The organism is Agromyces sp. NPDC056389, from assembly GCF_042262385.1.
Taxonomy (GTDB): Bacteria; Actinomycetota; Actinomycetes; order Actinomycetales; family Microbacteriaceae; genus Agromyces.
The window spans coordinates 865931-886858 of sequence record NZ_JBHJPN010000001.1; the positions used below are offsets into that span (position 1 = coordinate 865931).

Annotated in this window: 16 protein-coding genes; 5 read left to right on the forward strand and 11 right to left on the reverse strand. The window is 69.0% G+C overall.

What is annotated here, in order from left to right; translation table 11 throughout:
* Positions 1 to 2: 2 nt before the first annotated feature.
* The 5 genes from ACFCVM_RS04100 to ACFCVM_RS04120 form a co-directional block, all read right to left on the reverse strand.
* Positions 3 to 1475 (reverse strand): DUF5719 family protein, encoded by a 1473-nt coding sequence (locus ACFCVM_RS04100; RefSeq protein WP_375834189.1) that lies wholly within the window; start codon positions 1473 to 1475, stop codon positions 3 to 5.
* Entirely contained in the window at positions 1465 to 4581 is a 3117-nt protein-coding gene (locus ACFCVM_RS04105) for a glycosyltransferase family 2 protein (RefSeq protein ID WP_375834191.1), read from the reverse strand. Before ACFCVM_RS04105 ends, ACFCVM_RS04100 begins: the two co-directional genes overlap by 11 nt.
* A gap of 157 nt (positions 4582 to 4738) precedes the next feature.
* A complete protein-coding gene (locus ACFCVM_RS04110) occupies positions 4739 to 5059 on the reverse strand; it encodes a WhiB family transcriptional regulator (protein WP_074258598.1) in 321 nt (106 codons plus the stop codon).
* Positions 5060 to 5213: 154 nt separating this feature from the next.
* Positions 5214 to 6182, reverse strand: a complete 969-nt coding sequence (gene galE, locus ACFCVM_RS04115) for a UDP-glucose 4-epimerase GalE (RefSeq protein ID WP_375834193.1) — start codon at positions 6180 to 6182, stop codon at positions 5214 to 5216.
* Positions 6183 to 6259: 77 nt separating this feature from the next.
* Positions 6260 to 6409 (reverse strand): hypothetical protein, encoded by a 150-nt coding sequence (locus ACFCVM_RS04120; RefSeq protein WP_375834195.1) that lies wholly within the window; start codon positions 6407 to 6409, stop codon positions 6260 to 6262.
* An 84-nt stretch (positions 6410 to 6493) separates the two neighbouring features.
* Between ACFCVM_RS04120 and ACFCVM_RS04125 the strand changes: the two genes are divergently transcribed.
* On the forward strand, positions 6494 to 7450 hold the full coding sequence (locus ACFCVM_RS04125) for a GlxA family transcriptional regulator (RefSeq protein ID WP_375834198.1): 957 nt from the start codon (positions 6494 to 6496) through the stop codon (positions 7448 to 7450).
* On the opposite strand, the gene manA is transcribed toward ACFCVM_RS04125, so the two are convergent.
* Complete coding sequence (gene manA, locus ACFCVM_RS04130) at positions 7447 to 8703, reverse strand: mannose-6-phosphate isomerase, class I (protein WP_375834200.1); 1257 nt, start codon at positions 8701 to 8703, stop codon at positions 7447 to 7449. The genes ACFCVM_RS04125 and manA overlap by 4 nt on opposite strands.
* A 111-nt stretch (positions 8704 to 8814) precedes the next feature.
* On the opposite strand from manA, the gene ACFCVM_RS04135 reads away from it, so the two are divergent.
* From ACFCVM_RS04135 to ACFCVM_RS04145, 3 genes are all read left to right on the forward strand, one after another.
* Positions 8815 to 10176, forward strand: coding sequence for an O-antigen ligase family protein (locus ACFCVM_RS04135; protein WP_375834202.1), 1362 nt, complete (start codon positions 8815 to 8817; stop codon positions 10174 to 10176).
* A gap of 31 nt (positions 10177 to 10207) precedes the next feature.
* Positions 10208 to 11536, forward strand: coding sequence for an O-antigen ligase family protein (locus ACFCVM_RS04140; RefSeq protein ID WP_375834204.1), 1329 nt, complete (start codon positions 10208 to 10210; stop codon positions 11534 to 11536).
* Positions 11537 to 11613: 77 nt separating this feature from the next.
* Entirely contained in the window at positions 11614 to 12987 is a 1374-nt protein-coding gene (locus tag ACFCVM_RS04145; RefSeq protein WP_375834206.1) for a D-ribitol-5-phosphate cytidylyltransferase, read from the forward strand.
* Here the strand turns inward: ACFCVM_RS04145 and ACFCVM_RS04150 are convergent.
* The 4 genes from ACFCVM_RS04150 to ACFCVM_RS04165 are packed head-to-tail and all read right to left on the reverse strand — an operon-like array spanning position 12984 to position 17309.
* Positions 12984 to 13235, reverse strand: a complete 252-nt coding sequence (locus ACFCVM_RS04150) for a hypothetical protein (protein WP_375834209.1) — start codon at positions 13233 to 13235, stop codon at positions 12984 to 12986. The two genes, ACFCVM_RS04145 and ACFCVM_RS04150, sit on opposite strands and share 4 nt — an antisense overlap.
* A 2-nt stretch (positions 13236 to 13237) precedes the next feature.
* Entirely contained in the window at positions 13238 to 14722 is a 1485-nt protein-coding gene (locus ACFCVM_RS04155; protein ID WP_375834212.1) for a hypothetical protein, read from the reverse strand.
* Positions 14723 to 14778: 56 nt separating this feature from the next.
* Positions 14779 to 15690: a glycosyltransferase family 2 protein gene (locus tag ACFCVM_RS04160; RefSeq protein WP_375834215.1), complete on the reverse strand. Its 912-nt coding sequence runs from the start codon at positions 15688 to 15690 to the stop codon at positions 14779 to 14781.
* The gene (locus ACFCVM_RS04165) at positions 15678 to 17309 is read right to left on the reverse strand and encodes a glycosyltransferase (protein WP_375834217.1); all 1632 of its coding nucleotides are present in this window, start codon (positions 17307 to 17309) and stop codon (positions 15678 to 15680) included. The genes ACFCVM_RS04160 and ACFCVM_RS04165 overlap by 13 nt, the downstream gene beginning before the upstream one ends.
* 235 nt (positions 17310 to 17544) lie before the next feature.
* Here ACFCVM_RS04165 and ACFCVM_RS04170 point away from each other — a divergent pair, with 235 nt between their 5' ends.
* Positions 17545 to 18684, forward strand: coding sequence for an NAD-dependent epimerase/dehydratase family protein (locus tag ACFCVM_RS04170; protein ID WP_375834220.1), 1140 nt, complete (start codon positions 17545 to 17547; stop codon positions 18682 to 18684).
* A 69-nt stretch (positions 18685 to 18753) separates the two neighbouring features.
* On the opposite strand, the gene ACFCVM_RS04175 is transcribed toward ACFCVM_RS04170, so the two are convergent.
* Positions 18754 to 20820 carry an acyltransferase family protein gene (locus ACFCVM_RS04175; RefSeq protein ID WP_375834223.1) on the reverse strand — a complete coding sequence of 689 codons (2067 nt, stop codon included), beginning with the start codon at positions 20818 to 20820 and terminating at the stop codon, positions 18754 to 18756.
* Between the last annotated feature and the right edge of the window lie 108 nt (positions 20821 to 20928).

Below are 20928 nucleotides of genomic sequence, written 5' to 3' on the forward strand. Positions count from 1 at the left end.
GCCTACCGAGGGAACACTCGGATGGGCGCGTCGAGCGGCCCGGGCGGCTGCACCCCGAACGAGGCGAGTCCGGCCACGTCGTTGAACGACACCGAGGCGTGCACCCCGGCGACTCCGGCGAGCGTGACGATCGAGCCGGCATCGACCTCGACGGATGCCGCCCCGCCCGCGTCGATCGTGATGGCGCGCGTCTCGCCGTCGAGCGTGAGCTGCACTTCGGCCTCGCCCTCGCCCTCGTTCGCGAGGTGGAGGACGGGCGAGGGGCCGTCGGGGACCGCGATGACCGCATCGTCGAGCAGCGGCGATGTCGACACCGTCCAGGCGAAGTCACCCGCTGCCGCGGCATCCGCCGATGCCGACGGCGTCTCGTCGGCCGGAACGCTGATCGAGGCGCGGGCGGCCGCCAGGATGGGTCCGTCGGCCTCGACTCGCACGGTGTAGGCGCCGGCCTCGAGCACGCCGAGCGGGACATCGGTCGCCCGGCCCGGTTGCAGGGTCGCCTCGATCGTGGAGCCGTCGGCACTGCCCGCCTCGGGAACGAGCCCGATCGTCACGTCGACGGGCTCGTCGCCCGTGGCGAGCAGGCGCACGGCAGGGAACGCGTCGCCTTCCGCGTGGTCGTCCGCGGGATCGATGCCGCCGGCTTCGGCGACCACGAATCCGGGGATGATCTGCGTGTTGGCGGGCATCGCCGCCGGACCGGTGAATTCGACGCCGGCAGGAGCCAGACCGTCGACCGCGGACTGCTCGAGCGTGGCGGCGATCGTGCCGCCCGTGCTCGTCACGTGCACGACCGGCGAGGCGATGTTCGGTGCGAGCCCGGCGAGCGAGACGACCCGCTGGCTCCCGCCCGGCACGATCATGCCGAGCGCCGAGCCCGCCTCGACCGCGCCGGTCTCGCCGATCACGCGCACGTCGACCGTCGCAGCGACAGCGGTGGGGTTCGCGAGCGTCACGAGGCTCGTGCGGCCGAGCGTCGTCGCGCCGCCGACGAGCCAGGACTCGGCGGTCGCCTCGGCGCAGGCGGTCGCCGCGAATCCCGCGATCGTCTCGGTGTCGGCCGACTGGGACTGGGCCCCCGCGATCATGCCGGCATCCACGGTGCCGGGCTCGACCTCGATCACGACGGGGGTGCCGTCGCGGTCGGCGCGCGGGTTGCCGGGCGCGTCGAGCGGTGTCTCGGTGATCTCGGCGTCGTCGGGCTCGGCGCCGACGGTGATCTCGGCCTCGCCGATCGAGGACGCGGTCGTGGCGGCGGCGGCATCGTCGGCGAGCGTGAGCAGCGGGCCGGGGCAGACGCGCTGCTGACGGCTCTCCGCGGGCTGCACGACCAGCGACGGTGGTGCCACCTGGTGCTCCGGCCACGGCACGAGCGCGGCGGCTCCCAGCGCGGCGACGGCGAGCGCGGCCGCCACGAGGAGTCCTGCGGCGCGACCGCCGATGCGGGCGAAGGTGCGTGCGCGATCAGCGGACATCGTCGTCTCCCCTCGTCTCGGTCGGTTCGTCTCGGTCTGTTGCCGCGGGCGGCGGCGGCTCCTCGGCCGACGGGGGCTCCGAGGCATCCGTCACGCGTTCGTCCGGCGCCTCGGATGCCGGGTCCGGGTCACCCCCCGATTCGTCGACCTCATCGGGCACGCCGTCCGCTGGGTGCTCGCTCGCCTCAGCAGGCCGGCTCTCGTCATCGGGCTCGGCGACATCGGCGGCCTCACCGGCGCCGGTGGCGTCGGTGGGCGCTTCGTCGGGAGCAGGCTTCTTCCGCACCTTCGCAGGCTTCCGAGGGCGGCGTCGCACCGGGCGTCGATCGGCCTCGCGCCCGGCCCCGGTCGGAATCGAGAGCAGGAGCGTTGCGCCGAGCACGATGATCTGCGCGGCGGTGATCAGTCCGGTCAACGCGCCGCCGGCGTTCGCAGGGATCTGCGCGGCCGGCGCGTCGGACTCGGCAGCGCTGAATCGCCAGAGCGTGCCGAAGTCGGTCTCACCGACCGCGATCAATGCGGAGTTGCCGTCGAGCGCGGTACGCGCACGGTTCGCGGTGGCCTCGGCCTCGCGGTCGTCACCGACAGGCGGGGCGAGGAGCACGAACGAGACGCCGAACTCCCGGATCGCCGCATCCGGGTCGAATCCGCTGCGGGAGGCGAGGTTGCCCGCGACCTCCGCGAGTTGCGCCTCCGACTCGCTCATCTCCACCAGGGTCTGCTCGAGCGTCGACTGCTCATCGAGCGTCGTGCCCGTGCCGTGCTCGAGGGTCGACCGGATGCTGCCGTCGACCTCGGGCTGCATCCGGAGCGTCGTCACCCTCGGATCCGATTGGGCCTCGGCGCCGACGAATGCCGGCAGTGTGCGCTCGGCAGCCGGGGAGATCGCGGTCGAGGCGGTCGCGATCGCGAGCCCCGTCGGCACGACCGCGGCGATCGTCGTCGCGGCGACGAGCCATGCGAGCACGGCACCGCCCCGACGCACGGCGTTCAACGCGATGACCGCGGCGAGCACGAGCCCGAGCCATGCGAGGCTCAGTCCGGGCCCCGTCCAGAGTTGCACCGCCTCGGGTCCGGCGACCGCGACCGCGACGTGGCCGGCGGCGACGGCGGTCGCGAAGCCGAGCAGCGCCACGCCGAGGCTGAGCACCGCCCCCCGGATGCCGGGCGCGAGCACTGCGGCGAGCGCGGCCACGATGAACGGCACGACGAGGAGCGTCACGACCAGCTTCGGGTCGATCGCGGAGCCGCTGCCGAGGAGCTCCGGCCAGCCGCCCCACGGCGCCCCCGGGAATCCGAGCGCGAGCTGCCACGACGACGGAACGATGCTCTGGAGCGGCAGCCCGGGGTCGGCGAGCAATGCGATCGGGGTGCCGCGACCGAACTGCGCGAGCACGAGCGGTGCGAAGAGCACGAAGGCCGGCAGCGGCAGGCCCGCGAGGCGAACCGCGGCGCGTCCGCTCACCGCGAGGCTGACCAGCCACGCCACGAGCAGTGCCGGCGCGAGGCTCGGCGCCGCCGCCACCACGGCCGCGAACAGGAGGGAGGCCGTCGCCGCGGCGGCCCACGACGTCGCCGCACCGAACACGGCGAAGGCGAGCCAGCCGAGCAGCATGTGGGCCAGCACGGCGCCGGGGCGCCCGTCGCCGAGCGCCACGAGCAGCGGAGGCGCGAGCCCCCACACGAGCGCGGCGACGGCGCGCACCGAGCCCCGTTCGGTCAGCCGGGAGGCGGCGAACCACGCACCGAGCGTCGAGACCGGCACCGCGACGAGCCAGAGCAGCACGAGGGCGAACGACGGCGCCCAGAAGGTGATCGACCCGAGCACCGCGAGCACGCCCGCGAACGGGTCGGCGGCGCCGACGAAGCCCGCGCCGATGTCTCGCCACCCGTAGGCCGCGTTGTGCCACAGCTCGTCGAGACCGTTCGAGAGCGGCAGGATGCCGCCGCCGCTGAGTCCCCCGGCACCGAGCAGCCAGGAGAACAGTGCCACGCTCGCCACGACGGAGACGAGCAGCACCCAGCCGCCGCCCGTCCCGATGAACTGCAGCTCGTGCTTTCGGCCCCGCGCTCTCGCGCGCCGCTCCTCGGCGGCGTGCTGTCGACGCCGGCGCACCTCGTCGGGCGCCATCCGAAGCGGAGCGATCGCCGACCAGCCCGTCGTGCGCGCGGCTTTCAACCGGCGCCGGGCGCGGGCAACGCGCATGCCCGAGAACATCGTTCCGAGTGCCGCGGCGAACTCACCGATGATCGCTCCGGGCGACTTCACGAGCAGCAGCCTGATCGACCTGATGATCGCGAGCGGCAGGAAGCTCAGCCAGTGCACCGGAACGGCGACGGCGGGCGCGTACACGAGCCTGCGGTGCAGCGCGGCCGCCCGCGCGGCGCGAGTACGTCGCCTCGCTGCTCGGGCGCGCGGGTCGGACGGCGGCCCGACGACCCCATCACCGGCGAATCGCACATGGGCGTCCGGCACCACCGAGACCCTGTGGCCCGCCAGGCGCGCCCTGATCGAGAAGTCGAGGGCGTCGTCGACGGTCGGCAGCGCCGGGTCGAATCCGTCGAGCCCGCGCCAGACGGCGTGCCGAACGAGGATGGCGGCCGGGTCGAGGCCGAGGACATCGCTCAGGCCGTCGTGCTGACCCTGGTCGAGTTCGCCCGCCACGAGCGAGACGCTGCGACCGAAGCGCGTGATCGTCCGACCGAAGGTCGCGATGCGGTCGGGGTCGTCCCACTCGCGGAGCTTGGGTCCCGCGATCGCGACGGACTTCGCCGTCTCGAGCGTCGCGACGAGGCGCTCGAGCGCATCGGGTTCCGGCGCGGTGTCCTCCGCGAGGAGCCACAGCGCGTCGGCGTCCGACGCCGGAGCGTCGAGCACCCGGTCCGCGGCGCGCACGGCGTCGCCGAACGAGAGCCGCTGCGAGAGCTCCACGATATGCGTCGGCGATGAGGACGCAGCGATCTCGCGAGCTTCGGCGTCGGCCTCGGTGAGGACGACGACGAGGGCGTCTGGAGCACGACCCTGTGCTCGAATCGCTTCGAGGGAGCGTCTGAGGTGGTCGCCACCGTGATGTGCGACGAGGACGGCGGTGACTCTGGGGAACATCGGGGTCAGCCTAAGCGGCACACCCGGCGGCATCCGTCACCGATGCGGGCGTGCCTCGAAAATCCGGTCGAATGTCCGGATGCCTCGAGGTCGACTCGTCGTGCGTCTCGAACCGTGAGGTCACGAGCGCGGAGCTCGCCGTGGCGAGCTCCGCGACTCAGACTGCTCGTTTGCGGAGCTTGCGCCGCTCCCGCTCGGAGAGCCCGCCCCAGATGCCGAAACGCTCGTCGTTGCCGAGGGCGTACTCGAGGCACTGATTGCGTACCTCGCATCCGGTGCAGATCTTCTTCGCGTCCCGTGTCGATCCGCCCTTTTCAGGGAAGAACGCCTCAGGATCGGTTTGCGCGCACAGCGCGTCGCTCTGCCATGCCAACGGATTGTCATCGTCTGAGACTGAGCGAACCCCCGGAACGCCCAGCCTGACAGGATCGACGAACCAATCGTCAGGTACTCCAGAACGATATTCAGGATTGCTCATATCGTCTCCCACCCAGTTGTACCGACCACCCAGAGGGTGTGTCACGACCAATTACACCGGTGTAATTCCCGTGAGTCAAGTCGCAGATGGTAAACCCTCAAGCGACCGTCGAGGCTTGATGGCCGTGTCGACACGCCGGGACGTTGAGGAGACGTTATGAATCGGATGCCGCGCGGCGAGCCTGCCAGGCGCTGTCGACCATCTCGGTGAGCGTGTGGCGCATCCGCCAGTCGAGGTCGCGGGCCGCGAGTTCGCCCGAGGCGACGATGCGGGCGGGGTCTCCGCCGCGGCGCGGGCCGACCTCGGGAGCGAACTCGATGCCGGTGACCTCCGCGACCGCCCGCATGATCTCGCCGACCGAGACGCCGTCGCCGGAACCGAGGTTGTAGACGGGTTCGAGACCGTCGCCCGCGTCGAGACGACGCGCGGCGACGACGTGCGCCTCGGCGAGATCCGCGACGTGGATGTAGTCGCGCACGCACGTGCCGTCGGGGGTCGGGTAGTCGCCGCCGTTGATACGGGGGGTGCGTTCGGCGAGGAGGGCGTCGAACACGAGCGGGAAGAGGTTGTGCGGGCTCACGTCGAATATCTCGGGCGTGCCCGAGCCGACGACGTTGAAGTAGCGCAGGCTCGTGTGCCGGAGGCCGGCGGCCTTGGCCTGGTCGGCGAGCAGCCACTCGCCGATGAGCTTGGACTCGCCGTAGGGCGACTCGGGATGCTTCGGCGTGGCCTCGGTGACGAGATCGACGTCGGGAGTGCCGTACACGGCCGCGCTCGATGAGAAGACGATGCGGTCGACGCCCTTCGACTCCATCGCTGCGAGGAGCGTGGCGGTGCCCGTGACGTTCTGCCGATACGTGTGCAGGGGGCGCTCGACCGAGACTCCCGCGTACTTGAACCCCGCGAGGTGGACGACGCCCGTGACGCCGTGCTCTTCGATCGCCCGTTCGATCACGGACCCGTCGAGGATGCTGCCGTGGACGATCGGGGTCCCGTGGGGGACGAAGTCGGCCTTGCCCGTCGAGAGGTCGTCGAGCACGACGGCGCCGATGCCCTGGGCCTCGAATGCGCGCACGACGTGCGCGCCGATGTAGCCCGCTCCCCCGGTGACCAGCCAGCTCATGTTCCCACCTTCCGGCGCGGTACCTCCCCGCCGGAGTCGATCGTATCCGGAGCGGGACCGGGCCGCTCCCGACCGGGTCAGGCGGGGCGCGTGGGCTGGTGCTCGATGTGGCGGGTGCGGTCGCGGATCTCGGGCCGACCGTAGCCATCGGTGTCGAGGCGGAGCACGGTGGCGAGGACGCCCCAGATGGCGAGTCCCGCAAGGACGAGGAAGATGATCGTGGTCATGGCAGTAAATCTATGACTTGTCAGATCCTGCCGAAAGTGGCAGAGTGGACAGCAATCGATCGATTCCTGCCAACGGAGGCCGCCGTGCTCAAGACCATCGCCTGCATCGCCCTGCCGCAGATGGCGCCGTTCGAGTTCGGCGTGCTCTGCGAGGTGTTCGGCATTGATCGCAGCGACACCGGCGGCCCGACCTTCGACTTCCACGTCGTCGCGGCCGACCCCGGCCCCATCACCACGAAGCTCGGCTTCGACATCATCGTGCACGAGGGTCTCGACGTCGCTCGAACCGCCGACCTGGTCGCCGTGCCGGCCGCCCTCATCGACGAGCCCGTCGACGAGCGGGTGTCCGAGGTGCTGCGCGACGCCGTCGAACGCGGTGCCTGGGTGCTCTCGGTGTGCTCCGGCGCGTTCACGCTCGGCCGGGCCGGCGTGCTCGACGGCCGCCGCGCGACGACGCACTGGATGTACACGGAACGGCTCGCCGAGATGTTCCCGCGCGTCGACGTCGACGCCGACGTCCTCTTCGTGCAGGACGACAAGGTCGTCACGGGTGCGGGCACCGCTGCGGGCATCGACGCGGCGCTCCACATCGTGCGCACCGAGCTCGGCGCGGGCGCCGCGAACATGATCGCCCGCCGCATGGTCGTGCCGCCGCAGCGCGACGGCGGCCAGTCCCAGTTCATCCAGAGCCCTGTCGCCGAGTGCCGCAGCGACTCGTTCGCGAAGATCACCGAATGGATGGTCGAGCACCTCGACGAAGACCTCACGGTCGACCTCCTCGCTCGCAAGGCGCTCATGTCTCCCCGCACCTTCGCACGCCGATTCCGTGCGGAGACGGGCACGACCCCGAACGCATGGCTGAACCGTCAGCGACTGCTGCGCGCCCAGCAGCTGCTCGAGGAGACCTCGTTCACGCTCGAGGAGATCGCCCGCGACACGGGATTCGGGGCCGCAGCCGTCATGCGGCATCACTTCGTGAAGGTGCTGCAGACGACGCCGACCGCGTACCGCCGGCTCTTCGGGATGCGGGTCGCCTCCTAGGCGTCGACCCGTGCTGCCGAACCCGTGGTCGCGATCCAGGCGATGCCCCGGCCGGAGATCGAGAGTTCGCCCTCGTCGGGGGTGATGTAGGCGGACGCTCCACGATCGAGTGAGACGGATGCCCCGGTGGACCCGCTGATCGTGACGCCGCCGCCTTCGACGATCACGATCGCCGGCCCGTCGAGTGCGACATGGGCGGCCTCCGCAGCGGGCTCGACGCGGTACAGCTCGAAATCGGGCACGTCGGGGCGGAACACCTCGACCCCGGGCGAGACCTCGATCGGCGCGAGGTACGGCGCGGAGATCGGCGTGAAGTCGAGCACGTCGAGGAGCTCCGTGACGTCGATGTGCTTCGGCGTCAGGCCGCCGCGCAGCACGTTGTCGCTCGCCGCCATGAGCTCGATGCCGAGTCCGTCGAGATACGCGTGGACGTTGCCGGCCGCGAGGTACAGCGCCTCGCCTCGCGCGAGGCGCACGCGGTTCAGCAGCAGCGAGATCACGACACCGGGGTCGCCGGGGTAGGCCTCGGCGAGCGCGCCGACGGTCTCGAACGAGAGCGCGTACGGCGAGGCGAGCGCGATCTCGGATGCCGCGAGCGCGGTGACCCGGTCGATCACCCACGTCGCCTCGCCGGTGTCGCCGCCGCGACCGTCGCGCAGCAGCCACTCGACGGTGTCGCGGAGCGCGTGCTCGCCCGACAGGCGGGACTCGAGCAGGTCGAGTGCGCCGGAGTCGGGGTCGGGAGCCGCGGCATCCGCTGCTCGCAGCACCTCGAGGACCCCGTGCACCTCGCTCAGCGGACGGAAGCCCGACAGGGCGTCGAAGGTGTCGCTCACCGCGACGATCAGCTCGGGCTTGTGGAACTCGTCCTTGTAGTTGCGGTCGTAGGCGTCGAGCGGCACCCCGTCGGCCTCTTCGCGCGCGAAGCCCGCGCGTGCTTGCTCGGGCGTGGGATGCGCCTGCAGCGACAACGGTGCGGCCGCCGCCAGCACCTTGAGCAGGAACGGGAGGCGCGCGCCGTGCTCGGCGAGGCCAGCGCCGAGCACCTGCGCGGGCGCCGCCGCGATCCAGGCCGCGAGATCGGCGTGTCCGACGGCCTCGGGGTCGAGCACCTGCGCCGGCGACCCCGGGTGCGCCCCGAGCCAGAGCTCGGCCTCCGGCGCTCCGGATGCCTCGACCCCGCGGAATCCCGCGATCGCCGTCGTGGAGCCCCACGCGTAGTCGCGCGGGGTGTTGCCGATCGCCGTGAACATGTGCGAGGGGTCCTCTCGGTCGTCTGCGTCCAAGCTACCAAGGCCGCGGGATCGAGCCCGACGCCGCATCCGTCATCTGTTCGCAATGGAGCCCGCGATAGCCTGTACCCCATGAGCACCGATCGACGACGCTGGATCACGGCGTACGCGACATTCGCCCTGTTCACGGTGCTCGCCGGCCAGTTCTGGCGCAACCTCCTCGGTTGGTGGGGCTTCGGCATCATCGCGGCGCTCGTGCTGATCGGCGCCGTCGTCATGGTCGCGCAGGTGCGGCCGACATGGATCTGGCGCCGCGTGCCGAAGTCGACCCTCGTCTTCGTGCTGCTCGCGACGGCCTCGATCGCCTGGTCGTACTACCCCGGGGCATCCGCGCTCGGCGTCGGCATCACGCTCGCGACGACCTTCACCGCCATCGCCCTCGTGCTGTGCCTGAGCTGGACGCAGTTCGTCCGATGCCTCGGCGGTGCGCTCAAATGGGTGCTCGGACTCTCGCTCGCATTCGAGCTCTGGGTCGCCCTCTTCGTCGGCGGGCCGCTGCTGCCGAACTTCCCCGACTTCGATACCACGGCCGAGAAACTGCCCATGGCCTTCTACTGGTCGCGCGGACTCCTCTTCGACGGCGGCCCGATCGAGGGCATCGTCGCGAGCCGCAACCTCCTCGCGATGGCCGCGCTGCTCGGACTCGTCGTGTTCGGCGCGATGCTCGCGGCCGGCAGCGTGCGGCGCACCTCGGGCATCGTCTGGATCGTCGTGGCCGGTGTTGTCTTCGCGCTCACCCGATCGGCGACGGTGGTCCTCGTCGCCGTCATCGTGCTCGTCGCACTCGGCTTCGCCCTCTGGGCTCGGAGGGTCGGCCCCGACCGCCGTCGCGGCGTCTACTGGACGGCCGGCGCGACGCTCGTGGCATCCGTCGCCCTGCTGATCGGCCTGTGGGACCGGCTGCTCGACCTCTTCGGCAAGAGCGAGGACCTGACCGGCAGGTTCGACATCTGGAACTCGGTGATCGGCCTCGCCACGGAACGGCCGTGGTTCGGCTGGGGCTGGGTCGGCTACTGGGTGCCGTGGGTGGAGCCGTTCCAGGGCCTCGCAGTGCGCAAGGGCGTCACCTACCTGCAGGCTCACAACGCATGGCTCGACGTCTGGATGCAGCTCGGCGTGATCGGAGTGATCGCCTTCGCCTCGATCGTGATCGGTGCACTGTGGCGTTCCTGGTTCCTCGCCGTCGATCGACCCATGGACGCGTCAGGGCGACCGCTCCCCCACTCGGCCGCCGCGCTCGTGCCGTTGCTCCTGCTCGTGGCGCTCATCGGACAGAGCTTCGCCGAGAGCCGGCTCCTGATCGAGAGCGGATGGCTCCTGCTCATCGCGATCGCTTGGTCGACGAAGCGACGGCAGTGGGAGCACGAGCCGCTGCCGGCCGAACCGGTGCCGATACCGGCATCGCGGATGCCGCCGCCCGAGGTCGCTCGATGAACCGAGCCTCGCGCGCCGAGGTCGCTGACCGATGAGCGTTCCCGGGGCCGGCGCCGGTCGAGGCGACGGCAGCACCCGTGGCTCGCAGCTGAGCGCTGCGCTGCGCGACTTCGCCGGATCTGCGCGGTTCGCCCAGGCACTCACCCTCCTCGCCGTCGGCCTCGCGTTCTCGACGCATGCCGTGCGGAGCATCATCGGCACACCCGGTCTCGTCGCCGCGATCGCCGGTCTCCTCGTGCTCTGCAGCGCGTCGCTCGTCGCCCGATGGAGGGCCGTCGAGTGGTACGGCATCCTGCCGCTCTCGATCCTCGTGTTCATCGGGTGGTGTGCGGCGTCCGTGCTCTGGAGCAGCCTGCCGGCGCTCACCTCGCTCGCTCGTCTCTTCTACCTCATCGCGTTCGCGTTCATCGGCGTGTACATCGCCCTCATGCGCGACACCATCCAGATCGTTCGCGCCTTCGGCGACGTCATGCGCGCGCTCCTCGGCGCCTCCCTCGCACTCGAGGTGCTGTCCGGCATCATCCTCGACATCCCGATCCGCGTGCTCGGAATCCAGGGCGGCATCGCGCAGTTCGGACCGATCCAGGGCATCTTCGGCTCGCGGAACATGCTCGGCTTCGTCGCGCTCATCGCCCTCCTCACCTTCCTCGTCGAGTGGCGCATGAAGATCGTGCAGCGCACTCGCGCCATCCTCTCCCTCACGCTCGCCGGGCTGTGCCTCGTCTTCTCCGGATCGCCGACGACCTGGTTCGCGCTCGGCGCCGCACTCGTCGCCCTCGTGGCCCTCTACGGACTGCGGAAGGCCTCTGCACCGACGAGGTGGCGCTGGCAGATCGCGTTGCTCGTCACCGGCGTCGTGACGATCGTCGCGGGATGGATCTTCCGCATCCGCATCATCGAGATCATCGACGCGCGTGACGAGTTCGACGTTCGCCTCGAGGTCTGGCGGGAGATGTCGCGGTACCTCAACCTGAATCCATTGCAGGGCTGGGGCTGGGTGGGGCCATGGCCGGATGCCCCGCCGTACACGTGGATCGATCTCGCCACGGGCCGCGCCCACGGCTCCGGCCTGAACGCGTACATCGACGTGTACTTCCAGGTCGGCGTGATCGGCGCCCTCTTGTTCATCGGCCTGCTCGGCCTCGCGCTCGTCCGCGCGTGGCTGCTCGCCTCGACACGTCGAAGCGTCGTGTACGTGTGGCCGGCGCTCATGCTCGTCGCGATCGCGGTGACCTCGTTCGCCGAGAGCTTCGCGCTCTTCGAGGGCGGTTGGATGCTGCTCGTGGTGTGCGCGGTCAAGGCGGCGCGCGACATGAGCTGGCGCGACGCACTGTCGGACGCCGGAGGCCGAGGACGCTGAGATACGGCTCGTCCGCTCCGCATGGGTAGGCTCATGAGGATCCGTCTCCGCCCTCGAATCCCCACGAAAGAGAGCCCATGCCCTCAGCGCTGCGCACCGTCGCCGTGATCCTCGCCGGCGGCACCGGAACACGCGTCGGCGCCGGTATTCCGAAGCAGTTCCTGAGGATCGCGGGAAAGCCGATCGTCGAGCACACGCTGGAGGTCTTCGAGACATGCGAGGAGATCGACGACATCATCCTCATGATGCATCCCGACTCGCTCGATGACTCGCGGATCTATGCCGAGCCGTCCGCGCATCCCAAGGTGCGCGCTGTGCTCGCGGGCGGACCGACGAGGGCGGCCACGACGCAGCTCGCGCTCGATTGGCTCGACGAGGACGTCAACATCCTGCTTCACGACGCTGTGCGGCCGTTCGTGGACCATCGGATCATCCGCGACTGCATCCGGGCACTCGACACGTACGATGCCGTCGACACTGCGATCCCCTCCGCCGACACGATCATCGCGCTGAACGACGACGGCACGATCTCCGACATCCCGGACCGCTCGCGCCTTCGGCGAGGCCAGACTCCTCAGGCGTTCCGGAGCGCTGTGCTGATGGCGGCGTACCGTGCCGCGTCCCTCGACCCCGACTTCGTCGCGACCGACGATTGCGGCGTGGTCCGGCACTACCTGCCCGAGATCCCCATCTACGTCGTCGAGGGCTCCGCCGAGAACATGAAGGTGACCGATCCCGTCGACGTCCACATCGCCGACAAACTCTTCCAGCTCGCCAGCACCCCCGTCTCGGAACTCGCCCACCGCGAGTCGCTCGAGGGCAAGACCATCGTCGTCTTCGGCGGCACCTCGGGCATCGGCGAGAGCATCGTGAAGCTGGCTCGGGAACGGGGCGCCGACGTGCACGCGTTCAGTCGTGCTGCGACCGGGACCGACATCCGGTCGCGGAAGCAGGTTCGTCGCGCGATGGACGAAGCGGGTCGCAACGGGGCGATCGACCACGTCGTCGTCACGGCCGGGGAGCTGACGATCGGACCGCTCCTCCGCATGTCGCCGAGGCGATTGCGCTCGATCATCAAGACGAATCTCACCGGTCCGGCGATCATCGCACAGGAGGCGTTCCCCGCCCTCGCGGAGACCCGCGGCCAACTCGTCTTCTTCACGTCGAGTTCGTACACGCGGGGACGCGCCAACTACAGCCTCTACTCCGCCACGAAGGCTGCGATCGTCAATCTCACCCAAGCGCTGGCCGACGAATGGCACCAGGACGGCGTCCGTGTGAACTGCATCAACCCCCAGCGCACCGACACGCCGATGCGACGGCGGGCCTTCGGCGACGAGCCGAGCGGGTCGCTGCTGACCGCGCAGACCGTCGCAGAGGCGTGCCTCGATGTGCTCGCGACCGAGACCACCGGTCAGGTCATCGACGTCCGAGTCGCGCAGGCGGGCTAGTTCGGCTGCGCGAGTCGCGTCAGCACCACGTCGTAGAGCTCGGCGGTTCGCGGCGCATCACGTCGGAGCTCGTCGATCTCCTCCTCGAGCGCCACGACCCGCGACCAGAGATCGGCGTTCGCCTGCTCCATCCGGGCGACGACCTCCTCGAGGTCGCCGAACCGCTGCCGTGTCATGTCGAGGTCGTGGAGCCCGTCGATCGTCTTGGGGGCGAGCCTCCTGGCCGCATTTCCGATTGCACGCTTCATCGTCACATTCCCTTTCGAGGATCGCGGATCTCGGACACGCCGTCGGCCACCTCGCGCACCGAGTACGGTTCGGCCAGTGCCGTGATCCAGTCTGCGGCGCCGTCGAAGTACGGCGTCTGGCCTGTCGGAGCAGTCTCCTGCCGCACTCGAACGAGCACCCGCCCGCCCGCGGCGAACACTCCGCGGAGCAAGAGCTCGATGTTCTCCCTGGTCTCCGGGCGCATCCACTCGATCACGCCGTCGAGGACGATGACCGCTGATCGTCCGAGCTGGGCGATGTCGGCGACGAGGTGCAGCATGTCCCGTCGATCGTTGGCATTGCGATACCGATTCGGCACCCCGGCCGCCGTCTGGCGCGCGAGCGCCTCGACACTGTAGTCGACCGCCAACGCGAGACCGCCCCGATCGAGGATGTTCCGTGCGAGGCTCGAGGCCCCCGCACCCACGTCGACGAGGAACTCGTCGTCGGTGACGAGTGATTCGAGCCCCGAGAGCCCGGCGTCGAGGGATCGGCGGTCGCGGTACACCTGCTCCCAGTGGTCTCGACCGTAGTTGAACGAGCCGAACCAGGCCTCGAACCGTCGCGTGGTCGAGCGGGGCACGTCGAACGTGAAGGAGGGATCCGGGACGCGCCAGTCCGGTCCGTAGCACATCGCCAGCCAGTCGTCGGCGCGAGCCGGGGCAGGAAAGCGGTGACCCTCGAGCTCGACCGTGCCCAGCGGGAGGATGGAGCTCGTCGCCATCGGACCGCGCATCGCGAACGGTTGGCTGTACTCCTCGTGACGGAAGTAGCCGGTGAAGATGTCGATGTAGTGATCGACGCCGCCGTCTTCGAGCAGGTACGTGACCTGCAGGTGGCTCCCGGAGTGCCGAACGATCGTGTAGTCGAGCCGCTCGAGCGCCCGTTGCATCTCATAGCTGACCAGGTTCAGATCGGCCGGATGCTCCGTGGGTGCCACGAATCCGAGATCCACGTCGTCATCGTGGGGAAGCAGCTTCCCTCCGCGAAGGGCCCCGAGGAGCGACCCGCTGCAGACGAACGGCTCCACGCCGAACTCCCGGAGATGGCGGATGAGCACCTCGGTGCGTTCGAGCAGCCGCGATGCGAACTGGCCGTCATGCCCGTCGAGCGGCACGCCGAGGTTGCCCCACTTGTTGACGGCCATCCAGCGACCCTTGTTGTCGACCACCCGCCGGGGGGTATCGACGGATCCGATGCGAACGAATCGTTCGTCGATGACCCGCCGATCCTGCGACCGTCGAACCGTGATCGTCCCGGTCCCGTCCATGTGCCGTGCGAGCTGATCGGGCCACGCATGCAGGCGCGCCCGCTCGGCGGGCTTCGTCACGAACGACCAGACTCGATGACCGTCGACCTCGACGTCGATCGGGATGCCGGTCGGCTGCGAGGGAGTCGACAAGACGATGCCGGCAGCGTCGATGCCGTCGACCGCGGCACCATCGCCGCCGTTCTGTTCGGGTTTCACAACTTCCGTTTCTTCCCAGAAGGTCACCTGCTGCGCTGCACCAGAACGCGCCGGGGTCATTGCGGGGGTCGTGCTGCTCCCTCGGGGTACCTGATTCTAGGATTGAACCCGATCGCTTTCCAAAGCTGCTTCCGCATTCGCCAGCGAAGGCCTCCGGCCACCCGCCCGCGGTGCATCATCACGTTGACTCGACCGACGAACATCACGTAGGCGAGGAGGCTCTGGTGGTGCAGACGGAACGATCCCTCGTTCCGGATCCCGTAGGCGAACTTCCAGGCGTTGCGCTCGTCGATCATGCCGAAGTTCACGCCCTTGTTGTCGCCCATGTCGTGGACCGCGACGCTGTCCATGACCTGGATGCCCGGGCAGGTTCCGGTCACGCGCAGCGTGTACTCATGGTCGTCGAACCAGATGAAGTACTCGGAGTAGGGAAGTCCGAATCGCTCGAGGACCCAGCGCGGGAAGAGCACTGAGACGAAGGAGCACGACTTCACCATGACGGAGTTCTGCCCCTTCACCATGAGGCGTGCCCAGTCCCACGTCGGCGCCGGGTTGTTCATCTCGCAGATATTGCCATCGATGAACTCGACGACCGAACATGCGAAGGGCACGTCGGGACCGAGCTCGTCGACGGCCGATGAGAATCCGCGGACGAGCTTCGAGAGCGCGTCGGCATTCGGGTAGCAGTCGTCGTCCATGATCCAGACGAAATCGGCTCCGGCCGCGTAGCCGGCCGACATGCCCGTGGAGAATCCACCCGCCCCACCGGTGTTCGTCGGCAGGGACACGATCTCGAGTTGGAGCTTCGACTTCAGCGTTGCCAGGTACTCCCCGGTCCCGTCCGTCGATGCGTTGTCGACGATGACGAGCCACTCGGGCGCGTGGTCCTGCGCTTCGATCGCGGCGATCACCCGTTTGAGCTTCTCGAGACGATTGAACGTCACGACGACTGCGGCTACGCGTTCCATGCTTGCAGGGTTCTCCTCATCCATTCGGTGGCGCTCTCCTGCGCCGAGAAGGCGCGCGCGCGCGCCATCTCCTGTTCCCATGCTTCGCGGCGGGCCTCGGGATCGGTCGCGAGGTGCGCGATCGCCGCTGCAGCATCGTCGACGAACCCGTGCGGTGCCCTCGGCACCAGCATCTCGTCATGCACGATCGTGTCCTGGGAACCCACATCCGCGCTCAGCACCGGCACCCCCGCGGCGAGCGCTTCGAAGGTCGTGAGCGTGATCCCCTCGTTCTGCGAACTCACGACGAGGAGATCGATCTCGGCGAGTGTCTCGGACACCGGCGCCTCGTGGTCGCGAAGCTCCACGAGGCCGTCGAGGCCGTAGTCGTGGATGCGCTGCCTCACCGTGCCCTCGAGCTCACCGCTGCCGTGCATGATGGCCCGGATCGGCACGCCGTCGTCGTGAAGGCGCCTGAGCAGCTTCAGGAAGAGGTACGGCCGCTTCTGTCGCACCAGGCGACCGACGAAACCGAGCCGAAGCGTGTCCCCGGCGGTGTCGACGAAGCCGGAGTGCTGCTGCTCGACGGTCAGCCCGACCAACGGCGCCAGCACCACCTTCTCGGAGGCGACCTGCTGCGGGCCCGTCAGCCAGTCGGCCAGCTGCGGAGAGATCACATGGTGCAGGTCGATGTACGGATCGAGGTGTACACCGCTCGCGGGGTAGCCACCGCCGGCGTACTCGATGATGTGGAGCGAGTCGACGACCGGGACTCCCGGACACCAGGTCTTGATGAGCGGCAGCCGATCGTACAGCCAGGCGCAATGGTGGACGATCACGCCGGCGATGTCGAAGTCGCCGAGGATCGCTCGGAGGAACGACTCATCGCCGGGTTCGTCGAGGGGGAAGCTCAGCGGGATCACGACGGCGCCGTCGAACTCCGGCCGGGTGATCCACGGCTGGTGCGATTCCCGATCCGTCACCACGATCGGGAGGAACCCTGCATCGCGCACGAGCTTCACCGTCTCGACGGCCCATCGCTCCGCACCCCCCAGGTCGAGCCAGTGCAGACCGACGAGGACCGCGCGCTGCTGCCCGTCGACGACGGGAAGTGCTGCTGCGGCGCGTTCCTCGTCAGTGAGCGGACGCCGCATCAGCGGTCGCGAGTGCAGTCCCCGCTCGCGACGAGCGAGCACTCGTTGTCGCAACAGGTCGTACTGCAGCGGGAACCGGTGCTCGATGCGCTGGCGCAGCCGCCAGTACGCCGACATCGGCGTGCCGTCATCCTCCGCCATCGCGGTATCGGGGCTGATCAGGGCGTGGAACGTCTCGTTCGAACCCGCGACGACGGGCGCAACTGCGGAATGCGCGCGGAAACGCAGCGTCCCGATGACGGGCCGGGACCTGATGTCATCGTGCCGGTGCACCGGCGCGCTCGTCAGCCGCGGTCGTTCTCCACCGTTGCCGCGGTGCAGGATCAGCTCGATCTCCGTTGCCGGATGGCAGAGCGCGCGGAAATTCGCAGCGGCGATCGCGAGCCGCTGCTCTCGAAGCGAGAGTCGGTCGACGACGGCCATGAACGAGGCGAGGTCGTTCGGCTCGAAGCACGCGACGACCCCGGCGATCGTACTCGGCGACAAGATGCGGTGCCTTCCGTTCTGGGACAGTGGAACCCGCCGTTCGCACGGAAGAGCTCCACGCCTGTTCGGGCCTGGACGCTCCCGTTCCGGCAAAGGGCGACTCTCGATCCTACCCGAGGCGGACTTCGGGGAACGGTGCACCGGCATCGTCCCGGATACACTGGGGTGTCGCCGCATGCCCGAACGCACGCGGCACGCCGTGTCCCAACGGCCAACGATGTCGGAGAAGGATCCCTTGAGCAACAGCATTCTCATCACCGGCGGCGCAGGATTCATCGGCAGCCGCCTCGCGCAACGTTTCGTCGACCACGGTCACCGCGTGCGCGTGCTCGACAGTCTCATCCCGCAGGTGCACGGCGACGATCCCGCCCAGACGAGCGCACTCGTGAGGTCGCTGCCAGCAGAGGTCGAGCTCGTCCAGGGCACCGTGACGTCCCGCAACGACCTCGAGCAGGCGATCGTCGGCATCGACACCATCGTGCATCTGGCCGCCGAGACCGGCACCGGTCAGTCGATGTACGAGATCGACCGCTACGTCTCGGCGAACGTGGGCGGCACGGCGCTCCTGCTCGACCTCCTCGCCAACTCCCCGCACGAGGTGCGTCGCATCGTCGTCGCCTCATCTCGTTCCATCTACGGAGAAGGCGCCTACCGCGCTCCCGACGGCACGACGGTGTTCCCCCCGCACCGAGCGGATGCCGCGATGGCATCGGGCGACTTCGACGTGCACATGCCGGGCGTCGAAGGCGAGCTCGCGGTCATCCCGACTCCGGAATCCGCCGCGCTGCACCCGTCGTCGGTCTACGGCATCACGAAGCTGACGCAGGAACAGCTGATCATGACGACGGCTCCCACGCTCGGCATCGAGCCTGTAGCGCTGCGATACCAGAACGTCTACGGCCCCGGCCAGTCGCTGAAGAACCCGTACACGGGCATCCTCTCGATCTTCTCGACGCTCATCCGACAGGGCAAGCCGATCAACATCTTCGAAGACGGCGAAGAGAGCCGCGACTTCGTCTACATCGACGATGTCGTCACGGCGACCTTCCTCGCCTCGACCGTCGAAACGGCCGGCGGCAACGTGATGAACGTCGGCAGCGGTGTCGCGACCACCGTGACGGAGGTCGTCGAATCACTCTTCGCAGCATTCGGCGTCTCCGTGCCCACGACGGTCACCGGCAACTATCGCCTTGGCGACATCCGGCACAACTTCGCCGACACGACCAAGCTCCAGGACGTCCTCGGGTTCACACCGCAGACGTCGTTTGCAGCGGGCGTCGCCGAGTTCGTCGCGTGGGTGAAGACGGAGCCCGTCGAAGGCGACTCCTACCAGCGCTCGCTCGATGAGATGTCCGAACGCCGCCTCCTGAAGTGACAGCGGTCCGCAGCGCGGATTTCTGATTCTCGTGCCGCCCGGCACCGCGAGAGCGGCCGGGCGTTCGCGTCACTCCGTTCGAAGCCCGTCGAGGACGGGCTCGAGTTGGCTCTGCATCGCCGGGGCGAGACTCCGGGCGAACGTCGCTGTGAGGTGCGAGACCGGCCAGTCCCGGTACACGATGACATTGTTGATGACGGCGGGGCAATCGGTGGGTCCGCACATCCACGACGTGAGGTCGATCGCGGGGAGTCCGAGCGCTTCGGCGGCACTCCCATAGCGGTCCTGGAACTCGGGGTCCTCGAGTGCCTCTGCGCGAGGCGTCACACACGCCGCCAGCTCTCGCGCGGTCGTGCCCTGGTCCAGGCAGGTGTAGGCGGCACCGCTGATATGAGGAACATCGACCACGGGGATCACCGAGATCCCCTGGTCGAGGTACTCGCTCCACGCCGTCGTCAGCTGCTCCTGCGTCGGCTGGTCGTTGTTGTACCCGCTCACGATCACGGCATCGTACTGCCCGTCGCGCACCTGTTCGGAGAAATGGTCTGTGTACCGACATCCGGTCTGGCCCGGCTGGCACTGGATGCCCAGATACGTGTCCAGCCGCCAGCCACCGGCCTCGGCCGCAGGAGAGAGCGCAGGCACCAACGATGCCGCATGCGAGTCACCGATGAGCGCCACCCTGAGTTCGGCGTTCTCGGGTCCGAATTGGCACGAGACGGGCCCGAATTCGTGCTCATCGCTCCAGCACTCGTAGAGCTCCGTGTCATCGAGGCGGGCCGCCGGGAGCGGAAAGAGGTCGTCATCGTCCACGAGCGATGCGCAGTCCGCGTCATCCGGCGCGAACTCGCGAGCGGCACCGAGGCAGGTACTGAGTTCCGTCGCGCGCTGCTCCTCGGCCTGGCCCTCCGCCGCGATGCCTCGCACCGCGCCGAGGCAGACGATGCTCAGCAGCGCCATGACGACCGCCATCGAGACGAAGACCGGTGCGCTGCGCTGCCGCCGGCCGCCGGAGCCGCGCATCGGATCCTCGATGAATCGCTTGCTCAATGCGGACAGCAGCACGACCACTGCGAGCAACACCACCAGCACGACGGAGTCGCCCGACCGATCGCCCACCAATGCCGGAAGGACGAGGAGCAGAGGCCAGTGCCAGAGGTACAGGGAGTACGAGACGTCGCCCACCCACTGGATGGCGGGAGCGCTCGCGATCCAGGTGGTCGAGCCGACCCGGTCGACCTGGCCGGCCACGATGACCAGTGCAGTGCCGACGACAGGAAGGAGCGCGGCGGCGCCTGGGAACGGGGTCGCCGCGTTGTACGCGAAGCATGACACGATGATGGCCGCAAGACCGATCCAGCTCACGGCGATCCGCAGTCCGTCGGACCAACGCGCTGCACGGACTCGAAGGCCCAAGACTGCGATCAGGGCTCCGGCGGCGAACTCCCACACTCGGGCCGGCGTGACGAAGAACGCCCACGACGGCGAAGCGCTCGTGACCCACATGCTGTAGGCGAACGAGGCTGCAGCGATGATCACGACTCCGATGACGACGACCCGCTTCGTGCGAAGCTGCCGGCCTCGCCCCGCGACCCAGGCGACTCCCAGGAGCACCAGTGGCCACACGATGTAGAACTGCTCCTCGACCGAGAGCGACCAGTAGTGCTGGACGAGAGTCGGCGGATTCGTGCTGGCGAGGTAGTCGACCGAGTTCGACGCGAGCAGCCAGTTCTCGAAGTAGAACGCCGATGCGACGATCTGCATGAGATTGTCGGTGCGTTGCGCGCCCGGCACGAGGGTGAGCACCAGCACCACGGTGACGGCGAGCACGACGAACGCCATCGGCAGCAACCGACGTACGCGCCGCGCCCAGAACTTCCAGACGTCGATCCCGCCCGAACGCTCCAACTCGCGGAGGAGATGACCCGTGATCAGGAAGCCCGAGATGACGAAGAACACGTCGACGCCAACGTAACCGCCGGGCAGCCGCTCTGGCCAGAAGTGGTAGATCACGACGGCGGCGACCGCGACGGCGCGAAGCCCCTGCACATCGCGCATCACCTTCGAAGCATCCTTCGTCGGCCGGAGCGCTCCGGGTGCGACCGTCGACGCGGAGAGCGCGGGTGAAGATGACATGCTGGTCTCTCTGAATAGCGGTTCTGGGGATACGCCGGACGCGCTGTGGCGCCGGCTCGACGTCAGTGACTGGCCGAGCATACGCGATCTCGCCTCCGAGGGGACTCG